Source organism: Dactylosporangium sp. McL0621, assembly GCF_049995355.1.
GTDB lineage: Bacteria > Actinomycetota > Actinomycetes > Mycobacteriales > Micromonosporaceae > Dactylosporangium.
This window is the reverse complement of the sequence record NZ_CP188259.1, coordinates 6060638-6078196: the sequence shown is the minus strand read 5'-3', so window position 1 is coordinate 6078196 and position 17559 is coordinate 6060638. Positions and strand designations below refer to the sequence as shown.

Annotated in this window: 14 protein-coding genes; 3 read left to right on the top strand and 11 right to left on the bottom strand. The window is 71.4% G+C overall.

Annotated elements, in window-relative coordinates; translation table 11 throughout:
• Window positions 1-319: 319 nt before the first annotated feature.
• Complete coding sequence (locus ACPPVO_RS28815) at window positions 320-1213, top strand: phosphotriesterase family protein (protein ID WP_426514274.1); 894 nt, start codon at window positions 320-322, stop codon at window positions 1211-1213.
• A 767-nt stretch (window positions 1214-1980) separates the two neighbouring features.
• Here the strand turns inward: ACPPVO_RS28815 and ACPPVO_RS28810 are convergent.
• Entirely contained in the window at window positions 1981-3015 is a 1035-nt protein-coding gene (locus tag ACPPVO_RS28810; protein WP_426514273.1) for a LacI family DNA-binding transcriptional regulator, read from the bottom strand.
• A gap of 317 nt (window positions 3016-3332) precedes the next feature.
• Here ACPPVO_RS28810 and ACPPVO_RS28805 point away from each other — a divergent pair, with 317 nt between their 5' ends.
• The gene (locus ACPPVO_RS28805) at window positions 3333-4616 is read left to right on the top strand and encodes a hypothetical protein (protein ID WP_426514272.1); all 1284 of its coding nucleotides are present in this window, start codon (window positions 3333-3335) and stop codon (window positions 4614-4616) included.
• 18 nt (window positions 4617-4634) lie between these two features.
• Here ACPPVO_RS28805 and ACPPVO_RS28800 read toward each other — a convergent pair whose 3' ends face one another.
• From ACPPVO_RS28800 to ACPPVO_RS28755, 10 genes are all read right to left on the bottom strand, one after another.
• The gene (locus ACPPVO_RS28800) at window positions 4635-5231 is read right to left on the bottom strand and encodes an HIT family protein (RefSeq protein ID WP_426514271.1); all 597 of its coding nucleotides are present in this window, start codon (window positions 5229-5231) and stop codon (window positions 4635-4637) included.
• An 8-nt stretch (window positions 5232-5239) separates the two neighbouring features.
• Entirely contained in the window at window positions 5240-6145 is a 906-nt protein-coding gene (locus tag ACPPVO_RS28795; protein WP_426514270.1) for a formylglycine-generating enzyme family protein, read from the bottom strand.
• A 2-nt stretch (window positions 6146-6147) separates the two neighbouring features.
• The gene (locus tag ACPPVO_RS28790; protein ID WP_426514269.1) at window positions 6148-7554 is read right to left on the bottom strand and encodes a sulfatase family protein; all 1407 of its coding nucleotides are present in this window, start codon (window positions 7552-7554) and stop codon (window positions 6148-6150) included.
• Entirely contained in the window at window positions 7538-9040 is a 1503-nt protein-coding gene (locus ACPPVO_RS28785; protein WP_426514268.1) for a sulfatase-like hydrolase/transferase, read from the bottom strand. Before ACPPVO_RS28785 ends, ACPPVO_RS28790 begins: the two co-directional genes overlap by 17 nt.
• Window positions 9037-10026, bottom strand: coding sequence for an aliphatic sulfonate ABC transporter substrate-binding protein (locus ACPPVO_RS28780; RefSeq protein WP_426514267.1), 990 nt, complete (start codon window positions 10024-10026; stop codon window positions 9037-9039). Before ACPPVO_RS28780 ends, ACPPVO_RS28785 begins: the two co-directional genes overlap by 4 nt.
• Window positions 10023-10793 (bottom strand): ABC transporter ATP-binding protein, encoded by a 771-nt coding sequence (locus ACPPVO_RS28775; protein ID WP_426514266.1) that lies wholly within the window; start codon window positions 10791-10793, stop codon window positions 10023-10025. Before ACPPVO_RS28775 ends, ACPPVO_RS28780 begins: the two co-directional genes overlap by 4 nt.
• Window positions 10790-11506 (bottom strand): ABC transporter permease, encoded by a 717-nt coding sequence (locus ACPPVO_RS28770; protein WP_360371069.1) that lies wholly within the window; start codon window positions 11504-11506, stop codon window positions 10790-10792. Before ACPPVO_RS28770 ends, ACPPVO_RS28775 begins: the two co-directional genes overlap by 4 nt.
• Window positions 11507-11741: 235 nt before the next feature.
• Window positions 11742-12887: an ROK family transcriptional regulator gene (locus tag ACPPVO_RS28765; RefSeq protein WP_426514265.1), complete on the bottom strand. Its 1146-nt coding sequence runs from the start codon at window positions 12885-12887 to the stop codon at window positions 11742-11744.
• Between the two features lie 125 nt (window positions 12888-13012).
• Window positions 13013-14137 (bottom strand): LCP family protein, encoded by a 1125-nt coding sequence (locus ACPPVO_RS28760; protein ID WP_426514264.1) that lies wholly within the window; start codon window positions 14135-14137, stop codon window positions 13013-13015.
• A gap of 161 nt (window positions 14138-14298) precedes the next feature.
• Window positions 14299-15423, bottom strand: a complete 1125-nt coding sequence (locus ACPPVO_RS28755) for a hypothetical protein (RefSeq protein ID WP_426514263.1) — start codon at window positions 15421-15423, stop codon at window positions 14299-14301.
• Window positions 15424-15511: 88 nt separating this feature from the next.
• Between ACPPVO_RS28755 and ACPPVO_RS28750 the strand changes: the two genes are divergently transcribed.
• Window positions 15512-17131, top strand: a complete 1620-nt coding sequence (locus ACPPVO_RS28750) for an MFS transporter (RefSeq protein ID WP_426514262.1) — start codon at window positions 15512-15514, stop codon at window positions 17129-17131.
• Window positions 17132-17559 lie beyond the last annotated feature (428 nt).

Here is a 17559-nt window from a genome sequence, read left to right as displayed (position 1 = left end):
CTGTGCCGTCCGCGGCACACGCCCACACCGCTGTGCCGTCCGCGGCACACGCCCACACCGCTGTGCCGTCCGCGGCACACGCCCACACCGCTGTGCCGTCCGCGGCACACGCCCACACCGCTGTGCCGTCCGCGGCACACGCCCACACCGCTGTGCCGTCCGCGGCACACGCCCACACCGCTGTGCCGTCCGCGGCACGCACACACGCCGCTTTGCGGTCGGCGGCACGGGCCGCCGCCGCTTTCTGGTGCACGGCGCGCGGACTCGGCACACTCCGCGCCCTCGCCCCCTTAGGGTGCCCACGGACGGCGTCCGACGCATGACCGCGACGATCCGCACGGTGACCGGCGACGTGCCCGGACTCGGCATCACGGACGCCCACGACCACCTGTTCTTCCGCAGCCGGGCACTACCGGGCCAGGAGCTCGACGACATCGCCGCGGCGCGCGGAGAGCTGACCGCGTTCGCGACCGCAGGCGGATCTGCCATGGTCCAGTGGACCCCGCTGGGCCTCGGCCGCGGCGCCGAGTCACTCCCGGACCTGTCGCGCGAGACGGGGGTACGGATCGTGGCCGCGACCGGCCTGCACCGAGCCGAACACTACGCACCGGAGCTACTGACCCGAGTCATGCCCCGCCTGGCCGAGCTGTTCACGACCGAGCTGACGACCGGCATCGGCACCACCGGCGTACGAGCGGGCCTGATCAAGGTGGCCGGCGGCTTCCACGGACTCGACACGCACGCACGATCAACCCTGCACGCCGCGGCCGCCGCGTCCACGGCCACGGGGGCGCCGATCGCGGTACACCTGGAGGCCGGCACCGCCTCAGCCGAGGTACTCGACTTCCTAGATGTAGCACCGTCAAAGGTAATCCTGGGCCATTTGGAACGATTCCCGGACGTATCGACCGCGGTGGAGGCGGCCGCGCGCGGCGCATTCGTCGCCCTGGACGGCCCGTCGCGAGCGAACGCGGCAACCGACTGGCGCCTGCGAGACCTGACAACGGCCATAATCGAGGCGGGCCACGCCGACCAGCTGCTCTTCGGCGGCGACACCACAACCGCGCGAGCGCGCGGCTCGGCGGAGGGCCCCGGCCCGGTCTGGCTGCTGGAACGCCTACGCCCGTGGCTCGAACACCGCTTCGGCACCGACATCGCCGAGGCGGTTTTCGTGACAAACCCGTCCCGCGCCTTCGCTGCCGAGTGGCCCTGACCGCCGCATGCCGTTCCGTGCGCGCGGCAGCTGACCGCCCCACGCGCCCCACGCCGTTCCGCGCGCGTGGCCCTGACCGCGCGCACCGCTCAACGCAGCGCGGCCGTGGCCGTCGAAGCCGTTCAATGCGGCGGAGCCCTGGCCGTCCAGGCCGTTCAATGCGGCGGTGCCCTAGCCGTCCACGCCGTCCACGCCGTTCAACGCGGCGCGGCCCTAGCCGTCCACGCCGTTCGACGCGTGCAGCTCTGACCTCCCAGGCGTTCAACGCGGCGGGGCCGTGACCGCCGCGGAGTTCGCCGCGCCGCGGAGTTCGCCCCGCCGCGGAGTTCGCCCCGCCGCGGAGTTCGCCCCGCCGGGGAGTTCGCCCCGCCGGGGAGTTCGCCCCGCCGCCGGGTTCGCCGCGGCGCGGTCGTCCGATGCGACAGTCTTCGCCGCACTGTGACCATCGTGGGCGTTCGGCGTGTCGTGGCGATGATCGTCCTGGCGCGTTCGTCGTGGCGTGGCCTTTGACCTGGCGCGTGTGAGTCGACGTGCAAGTTTCACGTCGACTCGGGCTGAGACCCGCGCGTCGCTCGCTCTCGTCGTCACATCGGGCTGTCGGCGCTGGCTCGTGATGTGGCGGCCGTCCCGGGAAATTACGAACCCCCGGGGCCGGTGGCGTTCCGCTTTATTCACCGTACACCCCGCAACCTAACCGATCATGCCCCCCAACACGAGCGGCGAAGATCCCGGCGCGCGCAGTGACCACGAGCCAAGACAGCGTCATTCTACGCGCGCGGCGCTGCTGTGCTTGCGCGCACGATCATTGTCGGAGCTACCCGCGGGTCCGGGGACGGGCGGTCCGGGCCCTCCGGCAGGTCGGCCTCGATCAAGCGCAAGAGTGCCGCGATGCACCGCCGGCCCACCTCGTCGAAGTCCTGGCGGATCGTGGTCAGCGGCGGTGACAGGAACTCGGCCTCGGGGATGTCGTCGAAGCCGACGATGCTCACGTCGTCCGGCACGCGTATGCCGCGTTCGTGGAACGCTCGCATCAAGCCCAGGGCCATCTGGTCGTTGCCCGCGAAGACGGCTGTCACGTCGTCGCGCGTTGCCAGTTCCAGGCCTGCCTTGTAGCCGGACCGCGCGCTCCAGTCGCCCGTCATGAGCGTCGGCGCGGGCAGGCCCGCCTCCTCGAGCGTGATGCGCCAGCCCTCGATGCGGCCGTGGGTCTCGAGCCAGTCGCGCGGGCCCGAGAGGTGCCAGACCTTCTCGTGGCCGAGCTCGATGAGGTGGCGTACCGCCATGCGCGCGCCCGTCACCTGGTCGACCGAGATCGCAGGGACCTCGCCGCCCACGGCGGACTCGACGGCCACGGCGGCCATGCCCAGTGGCATGTTGTGCAGGGCCGCGGCCGCGGCGGTCTGGGGCGCGATGACCACGACGCCGGCCACGGACTGGTCGGCCAGGGCGTTGAGCGCCGAGACCATGCCCGCGTGGTCCACGCGCTCGAGGGTCACGATGCTCACGCCGTAGCCGGCGGCCCGCGCGGCGCGTTCGATGCCCAGCAGGGTCGAGGCGGGGCCGTAGAGGATGGTGTCGAACGAGACGACGCCGACGACCCGGGACCGGCGGCCGGCGAGGCCGCGGGCCATGGCGTTGGGGCGGTAGTTCAGCTGCCGGACGGCCTCGAGGACCCGCTCGCGGGTGGCGGGGCTGACGCTGGGGTGGTCGTTGAGGACGCGCGACACCGTCTGATGTGAAACGCCCGCGAGCCGCGCTACGTCGTTCATCACGGCGGCCCGGTTGTGGCTGGTTGCGCGCATGTCCCTCCCCCGATGTTGATGTTAGCGCTGCCACGATATGCCCGTGTGACACCGGTGGCGTGGTGCCGGTCACGGGTTTGCCCGTTCGGCTGATTCACTGTGCCGCCTTCCCACACCACCCAACGAAATGCCCCGCAAAACGACAGGAATACCCGGCAACCCCCCCAAGCCGAAAAGTTTTCGTCGATGTAAGGTTCATCGGTTGCGAGCACGGAGCACTGACCTGCACACATAGAACGTTGACAATCGATGGCGGCCCTGCCAGCGTCCCGAAAAGGTTTTCGCGACCCAAGAAGTGACACAAGGAAGGAGAAGCCATGCGACTACGCAGCCTCGCCGTCGTCGCCGGGGCGCTGGCCGTGCTGGTCGGGACTCCCGTCGTCGCGCACGCGGCGCCCGGGCAGGGCGACAACCTCGCCCGGTCGGCGACCGCCACCGCGTCGTACACCTCCCCCTGGGAGAGCGTCGCCGCGGTCAACGACGGCATCGACCCGGGCTCGTCCAACGACACCGTGAACCGCCGCTGGGGCACCTGGCCCAACACGGGCGAGCAGTGGGTGCTGCTCACCTGGGGCAGCGCCCAGACCCTGCGCTCCGCCGACGTGTACTTCTTCGACGACAACGGCGGCGTGCGCGTCCCGGCGTCGTGGCGGCTGCAGTACTGGACCGGCTCCGCCTACGCCGACGTCGCTGGCGCGAGCGGCTACCCGGTCGCGGCGAACAGGTACAACGCCGTGAACTTCAACCAGGTCAGCACCGGCCGGCTGCGGGTGGTGCTGCAGAGCGGGGCGGCCTCGGTCGGCCTGCTCGAGGTGCGCGCCTACGCCTCGGCGATCGGCACCACCGACCCCGGCAACCCGTCGGGCTGGAACCCGCCGGCGAACCTGGTCCAGCCGCTGAGCGAGGTGTGGACGCACGAGGAGACGACCTACAACGACCTCTACGGCTTCCGCAACTACGCCTGGGACCAGATCTTCGCCAACCACGGCAGCATCAACTACTGCGTGCGGTGGGACTCCGGCGCCTCCGTGAGCGCCGCGCTGCGCGACCGGATCCAGGCGACGCTGCAGCGGCAGTTCAAGAAGTGGATCGACGTCATGGCGGGCCACAACGGCTGGCCGTACCAGCAGGTGCCCGTCAAGGTCGTCGGCTGGGCGGTGCGCGACCGCGCGCAGCTGCAGTGGACGGACAGCTCGGTCGACGTGTACGTCAACAACATCCGCGAGAACGCGCCCCAGTGCGGCGAGCCGTGCGGGCGCTTCTTCAACCAGAGCGGCAACTACCCGAACTGCCCGGGCGGGGCGTCGCACCACTACGACATGTCGCTGTGGCTCACGTCGGGCTTCGGCGGCGGCGCGGGCGGCGACTGGGGCCAGCGCATCGGCAGCGAGTACTACGTCGGCGCCCTCGACGCCGACAACGTCCACATCCTGCTCCACGAGATGGGGCACAGCTTCGGCCTCGACGACTTCTACGACTGGACGCCGACGGGGCAGTGCTGCTTCCTCATGAACGCGGGCTCGGCCACGCAGATCACCGACTTCGACGCCTGGATGCTGCGTGACTGGTGGCGCCATTTGAAGAACCGCTGGGGCTACTGAGAGCCGGGGGCACGGTCCTCAGGGGATGTGGACCGTGCCCCCGTCGGCGGCCAGGTTGAGAGCCACCTCCCGCAGCACCGAACGCCACTGTGCTTCCGGCTGCTTGGGCAGCACGTCGTCCCACATCACCAGGCAGGATCCCCGCAGCTGGGTCAGCCCCGAAGGCCGCGCCACGAACCACCAGTGCAGGTGCCGGGCCCCGTCGCCGACCTTCGAGATGTGCACGCGGGCGATTCCGCCGAGCGCGTGGATGGCCCGCTCGATGCGCTGCTGCAGCGGCCCGAGCTCCGCGGCGAGGCCGGCGGGCAGGTCGTCGAAGTCGTAATGGCCGCGGGGGCAGAGCAGCAGCACCACCGGGATCGCGCTCGGCTCCCCCAGGTGGCGGAGCACCCACCGCTCGTCGGACCAGATCGCCTGGCCCGTTGGGTCGCGGCACACGGAACAGTCCTCGGGACCCGACTCCCCGGACCGCGCCGGCTCGGGTACGACCGGCGGTTCCAGGGTCTTGACCAGCAGGTCTCCCTCGAAGGGGAAGATCTCCCAGCCGGGGATGCCGCCTTCGAACGGCACGGGCGGTTCGCCGATGGGCAGGTGCGCGAGGAAGCGATCGGTCATGCCGAGGATCATGCCACCGTGCGGAACCCGGCGTTGCCCATCGACGAGTCGGGGGTGTTCGAGGAGCGGGCGGCGTTACGGTACCGGTTGCAGTACGAGTCATGGCACAGGTACGACCCGCCGCGCAGCACCCGGGCCGAGCCCGACGCCGGGCCGGCCGGGTTCTCCAGCGGCGACCGGGCGTAGTAGGCGGCGTCGAACCAGTCGGCGCACCACTCCCACACGTTACCGACCGGCTGCCACAGCCCGTACGCGTTCGGCTCGTAGCTGCGCACCGGCGCCGTCGCCCCGAAGCCGTCCTCGAGCGTGTTGTGCACCGGGAACGTCCCCTGCCAGATGTTGCAGCGCACGCCGTCCAGCTCGTCGCCCCACGGGTAGCGCAGCCCGGCCTGGCCGCCGCGCGCGGCGCACTCCCACTCGGCCTCGGTCGGCAGCCGGCGCCCGGCCCACGCGCAGTACGCCTGCGCGTCGTGCCACGACACGTGCACCGCGGGATGATCCTCCGACGCGGTGGAGCCAGGCCCGAACGGATGCGCCCAGTCGGCCCCGCGCACCCCGAGCCACCACGGCGTCCGCGCCGGCCGCCCCAGGATGTCGGCCGGATCCCCGGGAAAGAACAGATGGAACACGGCCGAGTACCCGAACGTCTCCGCCTCCGTGCGGTACCCGGTCGCCGCCACGAACCGCGCGAAGTCGGCCACGGTCACCGGCGTGGCGTCGATGCTGAAGGCTTCGAGGTGTACCGCGTGGACCGGTGTCTCGCCGTCGAGCCGCGCGCCGTCGCCGTGGGCGTCGCCCATCGCGAACGTCTGGGCCGGGACGAGGGCCTGTTCCAGGAGGTGCACCCCGCCGCCGGGCACAGTGGACGGTACCGGCTCGCGCGCCGGGCCGGGCGGCTGGCAGCAGGCGGACATCGTCACACCCCCGCCGGCCGGGGCTGCGAGGGGTGCGGCGCGTCGCCGAGCCGGGCCTGCTCGCGCCACATGGCCGCGGTCAGCTCGGCGCGCACGGCCCGGTAGGCGGGGTCGTGGTAGACGTTGTTCGTCTCCGAAGGGTCGGCGGCGAGGTCGTACAGCTCCCACTCCGGCGGATAGGTGAACGCCCCGGTGCCGGGCAGCCCGAGCCCGTCGTTGTAGAAGTAGATGAGCTTGTGCGTCGCGGTGCGGTACCCGTAGTGCGCCGGCGCCTTGTGGAACACGTCGTCGTGCTCCCAGTACCGGTAGTACATGCCGCTGCTGGGCGGCGGCGCCGGCGCGCCGAGCAGGTCCGGCCAGAAGCTGCGGCCCTGCATCCGCGGGTGGTGTGCGACCCCGGCCGCGTCCAGGATCGTCTGGGCCCAGTCCACGTTTGTCACGATCTCGCCGAACACCCGGCCGGCCGCGAGCTTGCGCGGGTACGACAGGACCAGCGGCATCCGCAGGGACTCCTCGTACATGAACCGCTTGTCGAACCAGCCGTGCTCGCCCAGGAAGAAGCCCTGGTCGGAGGCGTACATGAGCAGGGTGTCGGCGAACCGGCCGCGGGCGCGCAGCCAGTCGACGACCCGGCCGACGTTCGCGTCGACGGACGCGACGCAGGCGAGGTAGTCGGCCATGAACCGCTGGTACTTCCACAGCGCCTCGTCCTCGTAGGACAGTCCCGGCGGCGGGTCGGCCTTGAGGTCCTCGCGGCTGAGGTGCTCGGCGATGCGCATCGCGGCGCGGCGGGCCGAGGAGGAGCGGGTCGCGTAGTCGTCGAAGAACGTCGCCGGTACCGCCACCGGGTCCGCGGCGACGGCGCCGGGCGGCTCCCACGGCCGGTGCGGGGCCTTGTGGTAGATGAGGACGCAGACCGGCGCGTCGTCCACCGTGGACATCCAGTCCAGGGCGAGGTCGGTGACGATGTCGGTGGCGTAGCCGGGCACCGTGCGCAGGCCGTTGCGGGACAGCAGGCGCGGGTTGTGGTACTCGCCCTGCTCGATGAACACGTCCCAGTAGTCGAAGTGCTGGGGGTCGTGGCCCGGCCCGTCGCCCATGTGCCACTTGCCGACCATGGCGGTGCGGTACCCCGCCGCCTTGAGCTGCGACACGAACGTCGGCTGGCTCGCGTCGATCGGGGTCACCAGGGTGGTGACGCCGTTGACGTGGCCGTAGGTGCCGGTCAGGATCGACGCCCGGCTCGGCGAGCACAGCGCGTTGGTGGCGAAGCAGTGCTCGAAGCGCCAGCCGAGCCGGGCGATCTCGTCGATGCGCGGGGTGGCGTTGACGACCGAGCCGTACGCGCCGATCGCGTGGGCGGCGTGGTCGTCGGTCAGGATCATGACGATGTCAGGCGTTGCCGGCATAGCTCGACTCGTCCAGGCCGCTCAGCGTCGGGTCGTGGTCCAGCTCCCCGACGTCGTACATCGAGGCCATCCAGTGGTGGAAGTTGTCGCCCCGGTCGCGCAGGAGCGTGTACAGCCGCCGCAGCAGGGCCGAGCGCACCGGCTCGAGCTCGGGCAGCGTGTACACGTTGAGCAGTTCGTCCGGGTCGAGCTCCAGGTCGTAGAGCTCGTTTGTCGAGTCCGGGTTCACGACCAGCTTGTAGCGGTCGGTGCGCAGCATCCGCTGCGGGTACGGGAAGTGGTGGCCGTGGAACTCGGCGACGACGTCCGGCGGCCACTCCGGCGTCTCGCCCTGCACGAGGGGCAGCAGCGAGCGGGAGTCGACGGGCTCGCCGGCCGGGATGCCGGCCAGTTCCATGATTGTCGCGGTGCAGTCGGTGAGGCTGACGAACTCGCGGCGCACCTGGCCGGCCGGGGCGCCGGGTACCCGGATGAGCCCGGGGGTGTGGTAGATGTCCTCGTACATCGCCGGGCCCTTGTCGTGCAGCCGGTGGGCGCCGGTGAACTCGCCGTGGTCGCAGGTGAAGAAGACCGAGGTGTCGTCGGCGAGCCCGAGCTCGGCCAGCGCCGCGAGGACCCGGCCGAGCTGCTCGTCGATGAGCGTCACGTAGCCCCGGTAGACGGCGATGAGCTTGCGCGTCACCTCGATCGGCATGGTGTCGAACGTCCAGTGGGCGCTGTAGTTGCGCTGCACCGGCGGCTTGCCCTGGAACGTCTCGGCGACCGAGCGCGGCAGCTCCACTGTGGACGGGTCGACGAGGTCGAAGTACGCGTCGGGGACGATGTAGGGCAGGTGCGGCCCGAAGAAGTGCAACGCCAGAAAGAAAGGCGCGCCCTGCACTGTTCTTTTGTGGGCGTACCGCCGCAGCATTTCGATCGTCCGGGTGGCCAGGTAGTGCTCGAAGGTGGCCTCGACCGGCTGGTGCAGGCGGGCCGCGAGCAGGTTCCCGGGCTGGCCGTTGGGCAGGGTGCCGCGGATGCGGTCGCTTATCGCGTACGGCGGCAGGCCCCGCTCGGCCAGGTAGCCGAGGTAGTCCGGGTGGTCGACCGGGTTGTGCCAGCCCGGCAGGTGCACGCCGTCCAGGCCGTAGTCGGCCGGGGTCTTCTCGGTGCCGGCGTGCCACTTGCCGACCAGACCGCAGTTGTACCCGTACGAGCGCAGCGCCTGCGGGAAGGTCCACGTGCCGTCGGGCAGGTCCTCGCTGTAGCCGACGTTGCGCTCCTGGTTCGCCAGGAGCTTGTGGCGGAACGGGGCCTGCCCGGTCAGCAGGCTGGCCCGGGCCGGGGTGCAGATGGCGGTCGGGGTGTACCACCGGTCGAAGCGGGTCCCGGTGCGGGCGAGCTCGTCCAGCACCGGGGTCCGCGCGAGCGGGTTGCCGTAGGCGCCGAGCGTGTCCACCCGGTGCTGGTCGGTCATGAGGAACAGGATGTTGCGGGGGGAACTCACTTGGCGGCCGTCCACTGCTCGCCCAGGTAGTAGGTCTTCGGGTCGGCCTTCTCCTTGAGCTTGCCGGCGCTGACGAAGAAGTCGCCCATGGCCGTGAGCCACTTGCCGACGGTGCCGTCGGCGGTCTGCTGGTCGAGCTCCTGGCTGGTCATCGCCTTGTTGAGGTCGGCGTCGGCCTTCACCGCGTCGGCGGGCTGCTTGGTGAGCTCGGCGACGGCGGCGATGACCTCGTCGCGGTGGGCGGCGCGGTAGTCGGTGGCCTCGCGCAGCACCTGGACGACCTTCTTCACGACGGCGGGCCGGTCGGCGACGGCCTTGTTCCCGGCCACGTACGCGTTGGGGAACTGCACCTTGTCCTTGAACGTGTCGTCGTCGGCGAGCTCGACGAGGTTCGGCACGGACTTCTTGATGGTGGCGATCGCCGGGTACCAGAAACCGGCGCCGTCGATCTGCTTCGACGAGAACGCCGAGGCGAGGGTGGCGGCATCCATCGGTACACGCTGAATGTCCTTGTTCGTCAGCCCCGCGGCCTGCAGGGCCAGGGTGAGGATCATGTCGCCGGAGGTGCCCTCGGGCACGCCGACCTTCTTCCCGCGCAGCTGCCCGATCGAGGTGATCCCGGACTGGGCGATGACCCGGTCGGCGCCGCCCAGGGTGTTTATCGCGATGATCTTCGCCTGGCCCGAGGCCGGTAGCCAGAAGGCGCCGGGGCCGATGTAGCCGAAGTCGAGGTCGCCGGTCTGCATGGCCTGGATCTGCACCGGGCCGGTGGTGAAGACCTTCAGCGTGGCCTCGAGCCCGTGCTTCTGCCAGAGCTTGAGCTTGTTGGCGATGGCCGGCAGGCTGCTGCCGTTGTAGTCGCCGATGTACCCGAAGGTGACCTTGTCGGTGCCCCCGGTCTCCTCCTGCTTGTCGTCGCCACAACCGGCGAGGGTGGCGACGGCGGTACCGGCGAGCAGTCCGACGAATGCGCGGCGAGTGATCACTTCGTTCCTTCCTGATGGTGGACCGCGCTCCACACGCGGTTGCGCAGGGCCGCGAACTCTGGGCCGAGCCGGACGTCCTCGGTGCGCGGGTACGGCAGGCCGACGTCGACGATCTCGACGATGCGGCCCGGGTTGGCGGCCATGACCACGACCCGGCCGGCGAGGAACACGGCCTCGTCGACGTCGTGGGTGACGAACATGACGGTGCGCTGGTCCCGGCTCCACGTCTGCAGCAGCTGCTCCTGCAGGCGGACCCGGGTGAGGGAGTCCAGGGCGCCGAACGGCTCGTCCATGAGCAGGATCTGCGGGTCGACGGCGTAGGCGCGGGCGATGGCGCAGCGCTGCTTCATACCGCCGGACAGCGTCTTGGGCAGCGCGTCGGCGAACCGGCTCAGGCCGACGAGGTCGATGAAGTGCTCGGCCCGGGCCCGCCGCTGGGCCCGCGGCACGCCGGCGGTGCGCAGCCCGAACTCGACGTTCTTGCGCACGGTGAGCCAGGGGAACAGCGCGAACTGCTGGAAGATGACGCCGCGGTCGGGGCCCGGGCCCGTGACCGGTTCGCCGCCGACCCGGGCCTCGCCGCCGCTCGGCCGCTCCAGCCCGGCGACGATGTTGAGCAGCGTGCTCTTGCCGCAGCCGGACGGCCCGACGATCGCCACGAACTCGCTCTTCGCGATCTCGAGCGTGATCTCGTCGAGGGCCACGAACTGCCGCCCGTCGAGGGGGAAGACCTTCGCGACCGCGCGGATCGAGATGTCGGTGCTCATCGGCGCTCCTGCCAGGACGTGGCCCGCCGCTCCACGAGCAGCAGCACCCGGTCCATGAGCAGGCCGAGGACGCCGATGCAGATGAGCGCGGCGAAGATGGTGGGCCGGTCGACGTAGATCTGGGCGTTCTGCATGCGGTACCCGAGGCCCTCCTGCGCGGCGACCAGCTCCGCGGCGACGAGGGTGCCCCACGCCGAGCCGAGCCCGACGCGCATGCCGACGAGGATGTACGGCATCGACGCGGGCACGACCACCCGCGCGAAGATGGTCCGGGTCGGCGCGCCGAGCACCCGGGCCGCGTTGATCAGGGTCCGGTCGACGTCGACGACACCCTGGAAGGTCGCGATGACGCAGGACAGGAACGCGGCCACGTAGATGACGAAGATCTTCGGCTCCTCGCCGATGCCGAGCAGCACCACCACGAGCGGGATGAGCGCCAGCGGCGGTACCGTGCGGAAGAACTGCACCCACGGCTCGAACACGGCCCGGGCGACGGCGTACCAGCCCATGAGGAATCCGACCGGGACGGCCACGGCGCAGCCCAGCGCGAAGCCGATGAGCACCCGGCGGAGGCTGGCGAGGATGTCGGCCTCGAGGGTGCCGTCGGCGAAGAGCTCGCCCATGCGCCGGGCCACCTCGACCGGGGTCGGGACGTTCTCGGCGGTGGCCGACCAGAGCCACCACACGCCGAGGCCCGCCACGGCCGAGGCCACGTTCAGCGCGAGCAGCGTGGGTTTCCGCTTTTTCGGCGTGGCTTCTCGCTCTTTGGGCCCTTGGGGCGCGGGCTCTCGCTCTATCGGCGCGGGTTCTCGCTCTGTCGGCGCGGGCTCCCGTTCTTCGGGCTTGGGCTCTCGCTCTTCGGGCTTGGGTTCTCGCTGTATCGGCGCGGGTTCTCGGTTTTTCGGCGCGCTCATGTAGCTCCTTGCCGGGGCGGGGTGATGGGAGGCCTCAGCGGACGGGCTCGGGGTAGCCGTCCAGCAGCGGGGACTGGCGGAACAGCGCGGCGATGGCGCCGAGCGCGCCGTCGTCGTCGCCGAGGCGGGCGGCCCGGACCGCGGGGCGGGCGCCGCCGACCGGACACAGCTCGCCGGCGAGGATCTCCTCGACGCGGCGTACGAACGCGGGCGCGCGGCGCGGCAGGCGCCCGCCGATGACGACCTGGGCCGGGTCGAGCACGAGGGCGGCGGTGGCCACGACCCGCCCGACGGCCGCGGCGGCCTCGTCGAGCACGGCGTGGGCGGCGGGCTCGCCGCGGCCGAGGGCCGCCTCGAACTCGTCGATGGTGCGTACGGGTACGCCCCGGCTCGTGCAGCTGCGCAGCACCGCCGGGATCGACGCGACCGTCTCCAGGCAGCCCCGTTTGCCGCAGCGGCAGGGGTCGCCGCCGGGCCGGGCGGTGACGTGCCCGAACTCGCCGGCCACCCCGCCCGCGCCGGCGACGAGCCGCCCGCCGACGACGAGGCCGCCGCCGATGCCGTCGGAGAGGCGGATGTAGAGCACGTCGTGCACGTCCGGCCCGTCGGTCATCGCCTCGGCCAGCCCGGCGAAGCGCGTGTTGTTGTCCACCACGACCGGCGCGGCGAACCGCTCGCCGAAGGGCGCCGCGAGCTCGGGCGCGGCGGGCCGCGGGCCGGCCACCCCGACGCCGACGCCCTGCAGCGCCCGGAAGCTCACGCCGGTACGGGCGGCGACGCGGTCGATGAGCGCGAACGCGGCGGCGAGGCGCTCGTCCCACGTCGACTCGGCCGGGTAGGCGGCGTGCCCGGCCGCGATGATGTCGTGGGCGGCGTCGGCGACCGCGATGCGGACCCGGGTGTGGCCGAGGTCGACGCCGAGGAACTGTCCGGAGCTGGGGTCGAGGGTGAGCAACTCGGCGGGGCGGCCGCTGCCGGCGCGCTTGGCCGCGTCGGTGTCGACGACGACCACGGCGCCGCGGGACAGCAGGTCGCCGGTGATCTCCGACAGCGTGGTGCGGGACAGCCCGACCTTTGTCGCGATCTGCCCGCGGCTCAGGGCGCCGTGCTCACGCAGCACGCGCAGGACGCGCGCCTCATGCGTGCGCCTGACCAGCGCGTGGACTCCCTGAACGGACACGCCGACACCGTAGGCTCACGCGAATTTTTCCGTCAACACTCCGACAGAATTATTCCCTTCTAATGTGATTGGTTATACATGATTTGGGGTCGAAAAAGAGCCCCGCCCGAAGGCGGGGCTCTTCCCTAGTTGCCCTGGGACGGCGCCGTTGCCGGGGTGGCCGCGTCGTTGGCGACCATCTCCGGATGGCCGGCGACGAACTGGGCCACGTTGTCGCTGCTGTACGCCTTGAGCAGGTCCATCGCCGACTGGTCCAGGACCTCGAACGACTGGCCGTTGATGATCTCGGTCTTGAACTGCCCGTTGTTGGTGCGCAGGGTCATCATGCTGTCGGGGTTGACGCCCTTGAGCGTGAAGATCCAGTCGGCCAGGGAGACGTTGTTGTTGTAGAACGACACCGCCTTGCCGACCGAGCCCAGCACCTCGTTGACCTTGATCGGGTTGGCGAGCACGCCGGCACTCATCGCCTTCTTCGCCATAGCCTTGATGAACTGTTGCTGGTGGCGCTGGCGGCCGTAGTCGCCGTCGTTGTTGGCGAGCTTGTCGCGCTGGCGCACGTAGTCCAGGGCCTCCCACGCCGCGAAGTCGCGGCAGCCGACCTCGTAGACCATCGGGCGCATGCCGGGCTTGAGGCTGGTCGGGATGCCGTCGGCGTTGAAGTTGTACGGCACGCCCTCGGCCCCGGTCTTGGTGTTCCAGCCGGTGTGGATCGAGGTGGTCTTCTCGTCGACGCACATGTAGACGCCGTCGAGCGCCTTCACCAGCCCGGAGAAGCCGTCGAAGTTGACGATCGCGGCGCCGTTGAACTTGAGGTTGCCCCCGGCCAGGGCGCTGACCGTCTCGGCCAGCAGCGCGAGGCCCCCGTCGCGGCCGCCGCCGTTCTGGTACCCGAACTGGAAGGCGGCGTTGATCTTGTCGGTGCCGCCGTTGTACTTGGTCTTCTTGTTCGCCGGGATCCCGACCTTCGTGTCCCGGGGGATCGACATCAGGTAGAGCGCGTCGTGCGAGGCCGGCACGTGGGCGACGATGATCGAGTCGGCCCGCGCCCCCATCTCCTCCTTCTGCACGCGCTCGTCGATGCCGACGAGGAGCAGGTTGATCGGCCCGTCGATGGTCGCGCCGGCCGCCGCCGCATCGCCGAGGCCGCCCTCATGGGTGATCTGGTCGCTGTAATGATTCAGCAACAGATTGCCACCGACGAGCGAGCCCCCGCTGAGCAGCAGCAGAAATGCCCCTCCGATCAGGGACAATCGCGCCCACAACGGGTCTTTCTTCCCACGCTTCTTGGCCATACCACTCCCCGCCACCAACTGTCCCTCGGCGGGCCACAATATCCCCCCGAAGTGTGCGTCCGCGTTTCGTACCTGAAGACGGATTCAGGACAGTGGTTGGTTGCAGTTTCAGCCGATTCTCAGAAATTGCCGTCCAGCAGGGCCACGCCGAGGTCTGTGCACAGGTAGTACACGGAGCGTCCCTGGCGGTTGCGCTCGATCAGCCGGGCCGCGTGGAGCAGGCCCAGCTGCTGGCTGACCGCGCCGATGGACAGGCCGGTGCGGTGCGCGAGGTCCGAGGTGGTGCCGGGGGCGCGGAGCAGGTCGAGGAGGCGGGCGCGGGCCGGGCCGAGGACTCCTCCCAGCGCCGCGGCCCGCTCGCCCGCTCCGAGCGCCGCGCTCCGCGCCCCCGCTCCCAGCGCCGCGCTCCGTGCCCCTGCCGCCAGCACCGCGCCCCGTGGCCCTGCTCCCAGCGCCGCGCCCCGGGCCCCCGTCCCGGCCCGGCGCTCTCCCGCCATCGGCCGGCCCATCCCCTCCCAGAGTGTGCCGATCGCGCGGGCCGGGTACACGGCGCCGGGGGCCGACTCGTCCGAGCACGAGATCAGCGGCCCCTTGTCGGCGAAGACCGACGGCATGAGCGGAAAGCCACGCCCACTCACCGACAGTGACTGCGTCCACCGGTCGGCGATGACGAGCCGGTCCCCGTCCCAGCGCGCCGTCGGGTGGAGCGTGTCGAACAGCAGCCGGGCACCACCGGTGGCGAGCTGGCGCGCACGGTACGCGATGTCGGACTCCAGCAGCGCCCGCATCCGCGGCCAGTGCGGCCCGATCGCCGCGTCGTGCCAGGCCCGGGCCGCGTCGACGAGCCGCGGGAGCATGACCTCGGGCTCGTCGGCCAGCCGCTGCGCGAGCGGGTCGAGCGCCCGCGACTCGGCGGTGACGAGCACGTCGCGGCGCACCTCGGCGGCCGGCGTGGCGCGCACGGCCTCGAGCTCCTCCCCGATCGCGACGAGCGGCGAGCCCGGCGGCGGGGTCAGGAAGTCCGGCAACCACGAACGCGGCCGCGCGAACGCGCAGAGCAACTGGACGTGCACCGCGAGCTCCCGCCGCCGGGCCATTCCCCGGGCCACCTTGATCCACGGCAGGTGCAGCGCGTGCCGCCCGGGCTGCGCCAGGGCCCACAGACTGGCGACGGTCTCCCACAGCGGCGACACGCAGAACCGGATCTCCGCCACATCGGCGACCTCGAACCGCACCTCCGACACGCGCGTCCCCCCGTCCGTCCACATGCGACCTTTCGGCCATGCCGAAAACCTTCGCAGTTGTACCGCGGGAGCCGCTGAACTGTCACCCATGAACTTCCTGCCACCTCGAGGCATCGCCCGGTCACTCTGCGTGCAGTCGCTCGTCTGGGCCACGGGCAACGGCGTCTTCGCTACGGGCAGTGCCGTGTTCTTCCTCAACGTGACCGGCCTGTCGCCCGTGCAGGTGGGCATCGGCCTGTCGGTGGCCGGAGCCCTGGCGCTGGCCGGTGCGGTGCCGCTGGGGCGCGTGGCGGACCGGATCGGGGGGCGGCGGGCCTGGCTGTGGGGAGTGCTCGGGGAGGCGGCGGCCCTGGCGCTGTACCCGGCGATCCACGGCTTCGCGGCGTTTCTGGCGCTGGTGGCGTTGCCGGCACTGGCGGAGGCCCTGGCGGGGGCGGGCCAGCTGGTGTACCAGACCGCGGTCCTGCCGCGCTCGGAGCGCTTGCGGACGCTGGCGTTCGTGCGCTCGGCGATGAACGTGGGCTTCTTCGCGGGCGGCGGCCTGGCGGCGGTGCCGTTGGCGATCGGGACGCACTGGGCCTACCGGTGCATGGTCCTGGCCGCCGCTCTAGGCCTGCTGGTCAATGCCCTGTTGATCGCCCGCTTGCCCGCGCCCCCGTCTCCGCCCAAGCCCTCCTTTCCGCCCGCTCCCCCGTCTCCGCCCGCGCCTTCTTCCCTGCCCGAGCCTTCTTCTCTGCCCGAGCCCACCTCTTCAACCGCACCTGCGCCTCCAACCGCACCTCCGTCTCAATCCGCACCTCCGTCTCCAACGGCACCACTCTCCCAGCTCGCACCGCTCTCCCAGTTCGCTCCACTCTCTCCACCCGCCGCTTCTTCTGCGTCCGCCCCTTCCCCGTCTGCAGCTTCTTCTGCCCCGGCGCACCCCGCCAGGTCTCCGCTCGTGGCCGCGCCCGCCTCTTCAACCCGGGCCGCCTCTTTGCCCACATCTCCGCCCGCCTCCTCGCCCTCGACCGCCTCTTCGCTTGCGTCTCCGCCCGCCGCTCCACGCCGGGCCGGGGTGTGGCGGGACCGGCCGTTCCTGGCGCTGGTTGCGCTGTGCAGTCTCCTGGCCTCACATGCGTCACTAACCACCGAGGTGATCCCGCTGTGGCTGACGGCCCGCACCGACGCACCGAGGGTGATGCTGGCCGTACTCTTCGCAGTCAACACCGCGATGTGCGTGGCACTGCAGGTACTGGCCAGCCGAGGCGCCGACACGCCGGCCGGCATCGTGCGCGCCCTGCGCCGCGGAGGCCTGGTGTGCGCCCTGGCCTGCCTCCCCCTCGCCTTGGCCGGCGCCACGACGGGCGGCATGACGATCGCCCTGCTCCTGACCGGCTCCGCCCTGGTCACGCTGGGTGAACTGTGGCAGTCAGCCGGTTACTGGGGCCTGACCACGGAACTCCCCCCGCCGACCGCGCGCGGCGAGTACGTCGGCGCCGCGCGCATGTCGTTCGGCCTGCAGAGCATGCTGGGCCCGGCATCGCTGACCTTCCTGGCGATGCACGGGGATGGGCCCGGCTGGGCCGCAATCGCGGCCGCGTTCGTCGCCGGGGCGGTCCTGACCGCCCCGGCGATGCGCTGGGTGACGTCAACACCACGCGCCGCGGCCGTGATGCCGACTCCAGCACTCGCCGACGCTGGCACACGCTCCGTCGCCGCGCGATGACACCAATCTGTCGTGGTTTGCCGTGACCAAATGTTGGGGTCGTGGTCGGCCGTGAATCGTGCGGGGGTCGTGGTCGGCCGTGGACCGCGTTCGGGGTCATGGCGGTGGCCGGCACGCGCACGGCTCACGGCCAGCCACGAACCCCGCACACAGTTCACGGCCAGCCACGAACCCCGCACACAGTTCACGGCCAGACACGACCCCCGGCACACGATTCACGACTGGTCACGGCCCCCGCCCCTGCGCACCCCGACCCCCTGCGCGCGAGCCCCAGGCGGCCTCGACCCCCGCGCCGACGATTTCGGCCTTGGTACCGCCGGGAGAGATCAATCAGGGGCGCGGCGCCCTCGCGACAAGGCGTCCACAGGTCGCCGCGACACCTCGCGCCCCCGGCCCCCGGGCCGCGATGACATCGATCACGGGCGCGG